This is a genomic window from Butyricicoccus porcorum (genome assembly GCF_002157465.1).
Classification (GTDB): Bacteria; Bacillota; Clostridia; order Oscillospirales; family Butyricicoccaceae; genus Butyricicoccus_A; species Butyricicoccus_A porcorum.
Genome location: NZ_NHOC01000024.1, coordinates 1 through 10,907 on the forward strand (window position 1 = coordinate 1; position 10,907 = coordinate 10,907).

Sequence of the window (10,907 nt, forward strand, 5' to 3'; positions counted from 1 at the left end):
CGAACGGCATGCATTACACCGTCTGCAAGGCTGCCCTGCTGTCTCTTATACACATCTAGATGTGTATAAGAGACAGCGATATAATAAAACCGAAACAGAAACAAAAATCGGAGGGAATCCACGTATGGATCAGCAGAAAATCAGCCGCATCAATGCGCTCGCCAGAAAATCCAAGGCAGAGGGCCTGACCCCGGAGGAAAAAGCGGAGCAGAAGCAGCTGCGGGACGAATATATTGCAGAATACCGTGCCAATCTCAAGGCGCAGCTGGACAACACCGTTATTGTAGACGAAAATGGCAACAAGCGGAAGCTGAAGCAGAAAAAGCCGTACAACGGGCTGCGGCATTGACGATGGAACAGGTGGAATTTGACCTGCCTGCATCGATCCGCATGGCGCTGGACAGGCTGGAAGCGGCGGGATATCCGTCGTATGTGGTCGGCGGCGCCGTGCGCGACCAGCTGGCGGGAAAGCAGCCGCACGATTATGATGTGTGCACGGCGGCGCGGCCGGAGCAGGTGGAGCAGCTGTTTGCAGACCAGACGGTGATTGAAACAGGGCTCAAGCATGGCACTGTGACCGTCCTTTTGGACGGCATGCCGGTCGAGATCACGACCTTCCGCACGGAGGGCGCGTATTCCGACGGCAGGCGTCCGGACAGTGTGTCGTTTGTGGATGACATTGAACGGGATCTTGCGCGGCGGGATTTTACCATCAATGCGATGGCGTGGAGTCCGGTGCGCGGCCTGTGTGACCCGTTCGGCGGACAGGCGGATTTGCAGCGTCGGTGTATCCGCTGTGTTGGCGATCCGGACACGCGCCTGAAAGAGGATGCGCTGCGCATCCTGCGCGCGCTGCGGTTTGCGGCTCAGCGGGGGTTTGTCGTCGAGCCGGTTACAGCTGCGGCGCTGCACCGCAACCGGGAACGGCTGGCACAGGTCTCCGCCGAGCGCATCACCGCCGAGCTGCTGCAATTGCTGTGCGGCGCGCATGTCGGCGCAGTGCTGATGGAATTTTCTGACATTATCGCGCAGATTTTGCCGGAAATTCAGCCGATGATCGGGTTTGACCAACACAATGCATATCATAAATATACGGTGTGGGAGCATTCCGTGCGCGCGGTGGAGGGCATCCGCCCTGACCCGCTGCTGCGTCTGGCAGCGCTGCTGCATGACGTCGGCAAGCCGGACACATTCAGCCGCGATGAGCGCGGCGTCGGGCATTTTTACGGACATCCCGCCCGCTCGCGCGAGTTGGCGGAACAGATGGTGCAGCGCCTGCGTCTGCCGGTACAGATGGAACGGCAGCTGTTGTATCTGGTGCGGCATCATGACACGCCGCTTGGAAGCAACACGCGCCATGTGCGGCGCAAGCTGGCAGTGCACGGAGAAGAGACCTTCCGCGCGCTGCTCGCCATCAAAAAGGCGGATGGCATCGGACAGGGAACGACGCCGCAGAATCTGACGGAACTGCTGGAAACAGAACGGTTGTTAGAGCAGGTGCTCACAGAGGACAGCTGCCTGACGCGCCGCGATCTTGCGGTGAACGGGAACGACCTGATTGCATGGGGTGCCCGCGGGCGCGCGGTGGGGTATTACCTGTCCGCTATGCTCAATCGCGTGCTGGATGACCCGTCATGCAACACACGTGAACGGCTGCATGCGGTTTATGATGGACTGCGGGCACAGGAGAGCTATGTCGAGCTGACCGTCAACGGCATGAGTGCGCGCTGCTGTGTCAGGCAGGTTCGGCAGCTGCTGGCAGGCATTCCCGATATTACACGGACGGATATCACGCTGGACAGCGGACGCATTGTCGTATACGGCCGGCATTTGCCGCTGGAGCAGATCCGCGAGGTTCTGGCAGCGGCCGGATATGAGGTGGCAATATGAGCTTGGATTACAGACAGATTTTTATTGACCAGTACAAGGCAAATATCACGCGGCGCGGCGCAGACCGCCTGCTTGAATGGCTGCTGAGCACGGACTTTTTCACCGCGCCCGCATCCACGCGTTTCCATGCCGCCTACGAGGGCGGATTGGTGGAGCACAGCCTGAATGTCTACCGCATCATGATGAAGAAGCACTTTGTCGAAGGGGAGGACGACCCGGAGAGCGCTGCGATCTGCACGCTGCTGCACGACATCTGCAAGGCAGGGTTTTATGAGGTCTCGTTCCGCAACCGAAAAAATGATGCGGGAGTATGGGAAAAGGTGCCGTATTATACGATCAACGACAAATTTCCGTATGGACACGGTGAAAAATCCGTGTTTCTGATTGAGCGTTTTATGCGCCTGAAAAATGAAGAGGCAGTTGCGATCCGCTGGCACATGGGAGGCTTTGACGACGCGGCGAAATCCGGTTCATTTGCCATCGCGCATGCGTATGAGAACTATCCGCTTGCGGTCAAGCTGCACCTGTCCGATCTCGAGGCAACCTATCTGTGCGAGAACCGCAATCCGGAGGAGGAAGAGTCATGAAAGCGAAGAAATTTACCCTGAAAACCCCGCGAGAGGGCTTTTTGAACATCACGCAGAGCGTGCGTGAGACCATCCGCGAGAGCGGCGCAAAAAGCGGTGTTGTCGTCGTCTGGTGCGCGCACACAACGGCAGGCATCACAATCAACGAAAATGCCGACCCGGATGTTGTGCGCGACATGCTGCTCGGACTGGACAGGGCATATCCGGATCGCCCGGAGTTCCGCCATGCGGAGGGCAATTCCGCGGCACACCTCAAATGCTCTGCGATGGGCGTGTCCAAGACCATCCCGTTCGAGGACGGCAATATGCTGCTCGGTATTTGGCAGGGCATCTATTTTTGTGAGTTCGACGGACCGCGCACCAGAAATTATTACGTAAAGGTCATCGAGGGATAAACAGATTAAGACGAAAACGGCAGCAGCGAACTCGCTGCTGCCTTATGTTGTCTCACCGGATAGGAGAGCGTTATTTCCCAAGCTGATGCTCCCGGACATAATAGAAAAAATACTGCTGGTACACGCCCGCGAACGGGCTGTCGATGAATTGCTTCATGTCGCCGCTGTAAGATGCGGCGGCTTTTTTCATCCAGGTATCCACCGGAAATGCGTCCAGCCTGTGCAGGCCGAACAGCAGGAAGCAGTCTGCAACCTTTCGTCCCACCCCGCGCAGCTGCATGATGTACCGGCGGGCATCTTCCGTCGGCAGACCGCGCAGCGTGTCGAAGGAAAGTGCACCGGATTCGATCGCCTGCGCGGCGGCAATCAGATATGGGGCACGGTAGCCTGCGCGCAGCGGCGCAAGGTCATCCGGTGACAGGTCTGCCAGCGCGTCCGGAGTCGGAAACGCATGCAGCGTCTGCCCCTCGAACGAAATCGGCTGGCCCCAGCCCGTGCACAGCCGCTGGACGATCGCCGCGATGCGCGGAATGTTATTGCACTGTGAGATCAGGAATGTGCACAGCGCCTCCCATGGCTCCTGGTTCAGGATGCGGATCCCTGCGCCGAATTCCGCCGCTGCTGCCGTAAATTCGTCTACCGCAAATGACTGGCAGATGGATGCATAATCCGTATCGCAGTCGAAATAGCCGCGCCACAGTGCGTCAAACTGCGCGCGCGTGCCGGTGATGCACAGCGCGCCGCCGTCATCCCAGACACGGGCTGCCCTGCCGCGTACCACGCCGCGCCAACTGCCGTCTGCCTGCTCCTGCCAGCGGAAGCACTGCCCGCAGGTAAACGTCTGCCGCGCGGAAAACCGGCTGTCACTGCGGATTTCGATGTAGGTTTCGTGTTCGGTGATCTGCATGATGGAACCTCCTGTTTTGTGCCAAGTATAGCATAGATTTGGGCGCGGACACAAGAAAAACACATGGGTTTGTGTAGTTTGCCGTAGGATATGGCGGAAAACTGTGCTATAATAAGACACCAACAGTATGCGAGGGGTGAACCAGTGAACGGGGAGCAAAACCGGAATGATTCCGGCTGGGTGTGTCTGGAAGAAAAGACGGCAGGCGCGCCCGCAACAAAAAAACGGCGGATCTCTGCGCCGAAAAAACAGAAAAAGCTGCGCCGAGGCAGGCGGAAAGCGCGGAACAAACGCCACATCCTGCGCGGGACGGCAATAACCCTTGCGGGACTCGCCGCGCTGTACTGCGTGCTTGTATTCTCACATATCCCGTTGATCGAGAAGTGGCGCACGATTTATATCGAGACTGCAATGGGCACGATGAACCACCAGTGGCTGGCGACGATGTTCCTGCCGCAGTCGGTCATTGAYGATGTTATGAGCGGACGCATGACGATTGAACTCCGGCAGGAAGAGTATAACAGCAGCTGGGACACCGGAACGGACACCTCATTCGATGACACGGGCGAAGAAGCGGTCGATACCTGGGATGATATCCGCGAGCAGTTCTCTGAGGCATATGCGGAAATTGACCAGAAGTCGTTCTGGGCATATATGGCAGCACATAAGAAGAGCGATGTGCTGGATGAAGACGGCTATCTGATGATCGACCAGGCGGATTATGATGAAGAGGAGACCGGGATTCAGACAATATATGGCGACCCGGTGTGTGCCATTGATACGCGCAACGGCATTGTGATTGTCGGACTGAAGGGCGACGGCTATTCCGGCCGCATGGCGATTGTCAAAAATCCCGGGCAGGTACGGCTTGCTGTGTCGGATACGCTGGGCAGCTCGGGCAGCTATCTGAAGCAGATCTGTCGCAGCACCAATGCCGTGCTCGGCATCAATGCGAGCGGTTTTTCTGACCCGGAAGGTACAGGCAACGGCGGCGATGTGTTTGGCATGGTTGTTTCCGGCGGGCGCACGGTGATTGACACGCTGGATACAAAGATGAAGGTCATCGGCATGGACAGCGGCAATCGGTTGAATATTTCCAGTACGTTGCCACGCGGCACGCGTGATGCCATGCAGTTCAGTCCGGCACTGATCGTCAACGGGAAACAACTCATCAGCGGTTCTTCCGGCTGGGGCTTGCAGCCGCGCTCGGTCATCGGGCAGACGAAGGACGGTCAGATGCTGCTGACCGTGATCGACGGGCGGCAGCCGGGATATTCCATCGGCATTACACTGGGCGATCTGACCGATATTCTGTATCAGTACGGCGCGTATCAGGCGTGCAATCTGGACGGCGGTTCGTCCGCTGTCATGTATTACCGCGGGCGCAACATCACGCGTTCTTCGGCGGTTACGCCGGACAAGGGGCGACACATTCCGAATGCATGGATTGTTGACGCAAATTGAACATCGGGCGATCAGGCAGCCTCTCGCGTTTGCGGGGGGCTGTTTTGTGTCATGTGCGCGAGGATGACGCGACGCAGCGGCAGGAAGATGCCTGCGGCGGCGAGGTTGCACGCGAGATGTACCCATGCAATTGCCGCGCTGTCGGCGGGGATGCTCAGCCATGCAGGGCATATCTGCCGGATGATGAGCAGCAGAGGGAATACGGCTGCTGCGCCGATGACATTGAACAGCAGGTGCAGCAGGGCGGTCTGTCGGGCGGCGCGTCCGGCGCGCAGGCTGGCGAGCAGAGCGGTGACGCAGGTGCCGATGTTCTGTCCCAGAATGACCGGCACAACGCTGCCGAGCGAGAGCATGCCGGAGGAGGAGATGGTTTGCAGCAGCGCGATACAGGCGGACGAGCTTTGCAGGATGGCTGTGATGATTGTGCCCGCGAGAAGCCCCGACAGCGGGGAAGCGCACTGCGCGAGCAGACGCGCAAACAGCGGGGAATCGGAGAGCGGTGCGAGCGCATCCTGCATGTGCGCCATGCCGGTCAGGAGTGCAGCCAGTCCTGCGCCGATGGACAGAATCGGAGGACAATGCCTGCGCAGCAGGACGGGGAGCAGCACAGCGAGCGCAAGCAGCGGCTCGATGCCGTGGAATACGCCCATCCATCCGGCATGCAGCCCGATGTGGATGAAAAATGCGGTGGTACAGGTGCCGATGTTGGCACCCGCAATCAGGCCGGCGGCCTGCTCCGGCGTCAGCGCCCCACCCGCGGCGAGCCCGACGAGGACAACCGTCACGGCGGAAGAACTCTGCACCAGTGCGGTGACCGCTGCGCCGAGAGCCGTGGCGTGCCAAACCGAGGGCGCTGCCTGCATGAGGCAATGCCGCAGGCGGTCGCGCGACAGCGCGCCCAGCCCTGTGCACAGCAGCTCCATACCAAACAGGAAGACGGCGACCGCCCCGGCGAGCGCCAGCAGATGAAACCGTTCCATCTTTCCCACCTCCTGGAAAAATTTTACACTGCCAACCGGATTCGCGCGTGCTCGCGGACAATCCATGGCATGCTTATGGATAGAGTAAGGCAGCGCTGTTGCATCGGGAACAGTGTTGCCTTCCGCATCTTTGAAATATTTATGATGCAGGAGGTGAAAAATACGGCAAATACTGTTATACTGGTATCATCCGGTACAATCTCCGGCAGGCGGAGCCGACAGGTCGCGCAGAGTGAGCTGTATGCGCGTTCACTCGCGCGCTTTGGCGGCATTATGCTGCTGGACGGCGGCTTTGGCAGCGTGGAAACGCTGGCAGACCGTGCGGATGCGCTGCTGCTGTCCGGCGGTGGGGACATCCATCCGTCGTATTATGGGAGGCATATGACGGGCAAGGACGCGAGTGTAGACCAGAGGCGCGATGAGCGCGAATGGGAGCTGCTGCGGCAGTTCTGTGCGCGCAAAAAGCCGGTGTTCGGCATCTGCCGCGGGCTTCAGGTCATCGATGTCTTTTTCGGCGGGACACTGTTTCAGCACCTCGCCACCGCCTATGTGCATGAAAATACAATCCATACCGTCATCACATCAGAGGATGGCTGGCTGCGCCCGCTGCTCGGTGAGACCGTGCCGGTCAACAGCTATCATCATCAGGCGATCCGCACGCTCGGTGCGGGGCTGCATGTCTCGGCGGTCAGCGATGCGGACGGCGTGATTGAGGCGGTCGCGCACGATACGCTCCCGGTGCGGGCGGTACAGTGGCACCCGGAGCGCATGGTCGATGGTCTGTGCCGTGATACCGATGCGGAAATGGGGCCGCTGTTTGCGGACTTTCTGGCGTGCATTCCGCAGGACGGTACAGGATGAAAGGAACATAGAACAACATGGAACAGCAAATTCGTCAGATCAATCTGGAGGACGGCATGCCAACCGTCCAGCAGGCGCTCGCGCGGCTGCAACTGGAGGTACGGCTTGCCCGGAGGCAGGGCGTATGGGTGCTCAAAATCATCCATGGCTTCGGCTCAACCGGCAATGGCGGAAAGATCCGCGTGGCTGTGCGCCGGGAGCTGCCGGTCCTACAGCGCCGGGGACAGATTCGGTTTTTCGTTCCCGGAGAGAAGCTGACGATATTTGAGGAAGATACACGCAGGCTGCTGCAAATCTGCCCTGCTTTTCGCAGGGACCGCGACATTGACCGGCACAACAACGGCATTACAGTCGTCGTGCTGAGAGACAGGAAAGGATGAAGAAAACATGTTGAATCGGGCAAAGGAACAGAAGACAGACATCATCGAGCATCTGCGCGGCGGTGAGGGAACTGTCATCCGCAAGACGCTGCTTGCGCCGGGGGATTCCTTCGGCAAGTTTAAGATGTGCGCCGTGCTGACGCTGGAGCCGGGATGCACCATCGGCGAGCATGCGCATATGCCGGATGCGGAGTTCTGCTGGCTGCTGGAGGGCGAGCTGGTCATTGCGGACGGCGGTGCCGAGCACACCGTGTATCCGGGTGACGCCTGGATCTGCGGCGGCGGTGATTCGCATTACACAAAGAACTGTTCGGACAAAAACGCAGTCTTTCTGGCGATTGTCACAGAGTAAACTGCGCGGCGGCGCGGGAGCATTCCCGCGCCGCTTTTTCGCGCATGAAAAAACCGGCTCGGACATGTCCGAACCGGTTTGCTGTTTCTGTGATTATTTTACAAGATATACATCTGCATACTTGATGCCGTACTGGTTGGCGATTTTGTTGTTGGCAACGAAGATGTCGATGCGCTTGCCCTTGATGGCGCCGCCGCGATCCTCGACCGTGTAGGTGCCCCAGCCTTCAATGTAAACCTTGGAGTACATCGGGAGGATGGAGGTGTCAGCCGCAATGGTGTGGTTGACGCGCGGGGTTCTGCCGGAAGCTGTGGTGGAATCGCCTGCGTAGAACGTCAGCTTGTAGTTGCCCATGTAGGTTTTGCTGCCGGTGCTCGAGGTCGAAGCGCTCGGCTTCTTGGAAGCGTTGGTGGTGGTGCTGCCGCCGCTGGTCAGGTACTTATTGTAGACATAACCGGTCTTGCCGTTTGCGGTGACCTTGGTCCAGTTGCCGGAAGAGCCGGTCTTGGCGACGACCTGTCCCTTCTTGAGGACGGTGACGACTTTATAGCCGTTGCCCGCACCTGCGCGCACATTGACGCTGGTCGTTGCGGTAACGTTAGCAGCCAGAGCGCCTGCGGTGACGCTGGCCGTGAGCACGATGCCGGTGACGGCAACCATGATGCATTTCTTTAATTTCTGAAACATATGTAACTCCTTTTCAATCGGGGATGTGGTGAACACTCGGTATCAATTTGTTACGGTGATGTAACTGAACTGTAACCTATCTTACAGGACAGAGGCGGATTTGTCAAACCAAAATTGGAGATTTTCGAGAATTTCAGAGACCTTGCACAAGAAAAAACACAATAAATTGGCACATTTGGCGAAAAAACCGGCGATTTTGCCGAAAAAATAACAGCCCCCTGCGCGCCCGGAATTGTAACCAAAGCGTGCGGGGAGCTGTAACTGTTTTGTAATTTTAGCCGGATGGCACGGCGGTCAGCCGAACACGGTGCGGGCCGCATCGACGGATGCTTTTGCATCGCGGCAGTAAAAATCCGCGCCGATAGAGGCGGCATAGTCGGGGGTCAGCACGGCACCGCCGACCATAATTTTACCGGTATAGCCGCGGTCGCGCAGCAGCGAAATCGTGTCCGACATCGCGCCGAGCGTTGTGGTCATCAGCGCACTCAGACCGACCAGACGGACATCCTGCTCCAGCGCACAGTCCACCACAGTCTCCGGCGGCACATCGCGGCCGAGGTCGAGAATCTGGTAACCGTAGTTCTCCATGACGACCTTGACGATGTTTTTGCCGATGTCGTGGATATCGCCCTTGACGGTCGCAAGGATAACCTTGTCCGCTTTCGGCGTTTCGCCGCCCTGCTGTGCCATGTGCTGGCGCACGACCTCGAAGCCGGCCTTTGCACATTCGGCGGAGCGGATGAGCTGCGGCAGGAACAGCTTGTTCTGTTCAAACAGGTCGCCGACGGTGTCGAGCGCAGGAATCAGGTACTTTGCGACGACGTCGAGAGGGTCGTTGGTTTCCAGCAGCGTGCGTGTTGCGGCGGCGCAGTCGTCGCCGAGCCCCTTGAGGATGGCGGTCTGTACGTCGGGCGCATTGGAAGCGGCGGCCTTGGGCGCCGCGGGCACTTCCGCGGGGGCGCTGTAGGTTTCAATATAGTGTACGCTGCCCGGGTCGCGCTGGTGCAGCAGATTGTGCACATCGACCGCCTCCATCATCTCCGGGATGTTCGGATTGATGATCGGGAAGTCAAGACCGTTTTCCAGCGCGATGGCGAGAAAATGCGAATTGACCTTGACGCGCTGCGGCAGGCCGAACGAAATATTGGACACGCCGAGGCAGGTTTTGACCCCCAGCTCCTGCTTGACGGTGCGCAGGGCAGACAGCGTGTTCATCGCGCCGGCAGGCTCTGCGGAAACGGTCAGCGTCAGGCAGTCGATGGCAATGCGCTCCGGCCCGATGCCATATTCCGCCGCGCGCGCGACAATTTTGCGCGCAATGGCAACGCGGCCTTCTGCCGTGGGCGGAATGCCATTTTCATCCAGCGTCAGGCCGACAACCATTGTACCGTATTTTGCGACAAGCGGCAGGATGGCATTCAGGCTTGCATCCTCGCCGTTGACCGAGTTAATCATGGGCGTGCCGTTATAACGGCGCAGGGCAGGCTCCAGAACCTCCGGATTGTTGGAATCGAGCTGGAGCGGAAGGTCAATACAGCTTTGCAGCTCTTCGATGACCTCGAGCATCATCTCGCGCTCGTCGATGCCGGGCAGGCCGACATTGACATCGAGCACATGCGCGCCCGCGTCCGCCTGTTCAATGCCCTGCTCCACGATATAGTCGATGTCGTGTTCCTGGAGCGCCTGCTTAAAGCGCTTTTTGCCGGTCGGATTGATGCGCTCACCGATGACACATACGCCATCTACCGGGACATAGCGCGTGCCGGAGCACAGCGCGGAGAGATGCTTTGCCTCCGGCGCATGGAATGCCGCCTCGTTCAGTACGGCGCGAATGCGGCGGATATAGTCCGGCGTGGTGCCGCAGCAGCCGCCGAAAATGGTGAAGCCGAGGGCAAGATATTTTGGAACATACTGTGCAAACTGTTCCGGTGTGATGTCGTACGACAGAGTGCCGGACGCAGCGTCGGGCAGTCCTGCATTCGGCTTGATAATCAGCGGGACGGACGCGACCGCGGCGAGCCGTTCGGCAATCGGAAGAATTTCCTTCGGGCCGAGAGAACAGTTGATGCCGATCGCGCTTACACCGAGTCCCTGGAGCGTCAGCGCAGCTGCCTCCGGCGGCACGCCGAGGAAGGTGCGCCCGGAGGCCTCAAATGTCATCGTTGTGAACACCGGCAGATCGCAGATTTCACGCGCGGCGAGCACGGCGGCCTTTGTTTCCAGCAGGTCGGTCATGGTTTCAATATAAATCGCATCCACGCCGCAGGCTGCACCACAGCGCACCTGCCGGGCGAAGATCGCATAGGCGTCGTCGAAGTTCAGCGTACCGGTCGGGGCAAGCAGCTCACCGATGGGGCCGATGTCCAGCGCGACATATTTCGCGCCGGAGGCACGCGCGTTGGCA

General features: G+C 59.0%; 12 protein-coding genes. 8 read left to right on the plus strand and 4 right to left on the minus strand.

Annotated elements, in window-relative coordinates:
* Positions 1-124: 124 nt before the first annotated feature.
* The 4 genes from CBW42_RS14095 to CBW42_RS14110 are packed head-to-tail and all read left to right on the plus strand — an operon-like array spanning position 125 to position 2,872.
* A complete protein-coding gene (locus CBW42_RS14095; RefSeq protein ID WP_087022241.1) occupies positions 125-349 on the plus strand; it encodes a DUF896 domain-containing protein in 225 nt (74 codons plus the stop codon).
* A 2-nt stretch (positions 350-351) separates the two neighbouring features.
* Positions 352-1,890, plus strand: coding sequence for an HD domain-containing protein (locus CBW42_RS14100; RefSeq protein ID WP_087022780.1), 1,539 nt, complete (start codon positions 352-354; stop codon positions 1,888-1,890).
* A 2-nt stretch (positions 1,891-1,892) separates the two neighbouring features.
* Complete coding sequence (locus CBW42_RS14105) at positions 1,893-2,477, plus strand: HD domain-containing protein (RefSeq protein ID WP_087022256.1); 585 nt, start codon at positions 1,893-1,895, stop codon at positions 2,475-2,477.
* Positions 2,474-2,872 carry a secondary thiamine-phosphate synthase enzyme YjbQ gene (locus CBW42_RS14110; protein ID WP_087022247.1) on the plus strand — a complete coding sequence of 133 codons (399 nt, stop codon included), beginning with the start codon at positions 2,474-2,476 and terminating at the stop codon, positions 2,870-2,872. The genes CBW42_RS14105 and CBW42_RS14110 overlap by 4 nt, the downstream gene beginning before the upstream one ends.
* 70 nt (positions 2,873-2,942) lie before the next feature.
* Here the strand turns inward: CBW42_RS14110 and CBW42_RS14115 are convergent, their stop codons facing one another.
* The gene (locus tag CBW42_RS14115; RefSeq protein WP_087022249.1) at positions 2,943-3,779 is read right to left on the minus strand and encodes a DNA-3-methyladenine glycosylase family protein; all 837 of its coding nucleotides are present in this window, start codon (positions 3,777-3,779) and stop codon (positions 2,943-2,945) included.
* Between the two features lie 144 nt (positions 3,780-3,923).
* Between CBW42_RS14115 and CBW42_RS14120 the strand changes: the two genes are divergently transcribed.
* Entirely contained in the window at positions 3,924-5,243 is a 1,320-nt protein-coding gene (locus CBW42_RS14120) for a phosphodiester glycosidase family protein (protein WP_165761186.1), read from the plus strand.
* Between the two features lie 11 nt (positions 5,244-5,254).
* On the opposite strand, the gene CBW42_RS14530 is transcribed toward CBW42_RS14120, so the two are convergent.
* Entirely contained in the window at positions 5,255-6,223 is a 969-nt protein-coding gene (locus tag CBW42_RS14530; protein ID WP_165761200.1) for a Na/Pi cotransporter family protein, read from the minus strand.
* A gap of 153 nt (positions 6,224-6,376) precedes the next feature.
* Between CBW42_RS14530 and CBW42_RS14535 the strand changes: the two genes are divergently transcribed.
* Genes CBW42_RS14535 through CBW42_RS14135 form a run of 3 tightly spaced genes read left to right on the plus strand, consistent with a single transcriptional unit; the run spans position 6,377 to position 7,816 of the window.
* Positions 6,377-7,084: a gamma-glutamyl-gamma-aminobutyrate hydrolase family protein gene (locus CBW42_RS14535; RefSeq protein ID WP_165761147.1), complete on the plus strand. Its 708-nt coding sequence runs from the start codon at positions 6,377-6,379 to the stop codon at positions 7,082-7,084.
* A 17-nt stretch (positions 7,085-7,101) separates the two neighbouring features.
* Positions 7,102-7,464 (plus strand): Smr/MutS family protein, encoded by a 363-nt coding sequence (locus CBW42_RS14130; RefSeq protein WP_087021266.1) that lies wholly within the window; start codon positions 7,102-7,104, stop codon positions 7,462-7,464.
* A gap of 7 nt (positions 7,465-7,471) precedes the next feature.
* Positions 7,472-7,816, plus strand: a complete 345-nt coding sequence (locus CBW42_RS14135) for a cupin domain-containing protein (protein ID WP_087021264.1) — start codon at positions 7,472-7,474, stop codon at positions 7,814-7,816.
* Between the two features lie 93 nt (positions 7,817-7,909).
* On the opposite strand, the gene CBW42_RS14140 is transcribed toward CBW42_RS14135, so the two are convergent.
* Both CBW42_RS14140 and CBW42_RS14145 read right to left on the minus strand, forming a co-directional pair.
* Positions 7,910-8,503: an SH3 domain-containing protein gene (locus CBW42_RS14140; RefSeq protein WP_087022783.1), complete on the minus strand. Its 594-nt coding sequence runs from the start codon at positions 8,501-8,503 to the stop codon at positions 7,910-7,912.
* 294 nt (positions 8,504-8,797) lie between these two features.
* Positions 8,798-10,907: homocysteine S-methyltransferase family protein (locus tag CBW42_RS14145; protein WP_087022786.1), on the minus strand; the 2,110-nt coding region annotated here is incomplete at its 5' end.

What these genes read in the sequence shown, in the direction of transcription:
- CBW42_RS14095 (WP_087022241.1), top strand. Translation starts at nt 125, where the DNA reads ATGGATCAGCAGAAAATCAGCCGCATCAATGCGCTCGCCAGAAAATCC.
- CBW42_RS14100 (WP_087022780.1), top strand. Translation starts at nt 352, where the DNA reads ATGGAACAGGTGGAATTTGACCTGCCTGCATCGATCCGCATGGCGCTG.
- CBW42_RS14110 (WP_087022247.1), top strand. Translation starts at nt 2,474, where the DNA reads ATGAAAGCGAAGAAATTTACCCTGAAAACCCCGCGAGAGGGCTTTTTG.
- CBW42_RS14115 (WP_087022249.1), bottom strand. Translation starts at nt 3,779, where the DNA reads ATGCAGATCACCGAACACGAAACCTACATCGAAATCCGCAGTGACAGC.
- CBW42_RS14530 (WP_165761200.1), bottom strand. Translation starts at nt 6,223, where the DNA reads ATGGAACGGTTTCATCTGCTGGCGCTCGCCGGGGCGGTCGCCGTCTTC.
- CBW42_RS14130 (WP_087021266.1), top strand. Translation starts at nt 7,102, where the DNA reads ATGGAACAGCAAATTCGTCAGATCAATCTGGAGGACGGCATGCCAACC.
- CBW42_RS14135 (WP_087021264.1), top strand. Translation starts at nt 7,472, where the DNA reads ATGTTGAATCGGGCAAAGGAACAGAAGACAGACATCATCGAGCATCTG.
- CBW42_RS14140 (WP_087022783.1), bottom strand. Translation starts at nt 8,503, where the DNA reads ATGTTTCAGAAATTAAAGAAATGCATCATGGTTGCCGTCACCGGCATC.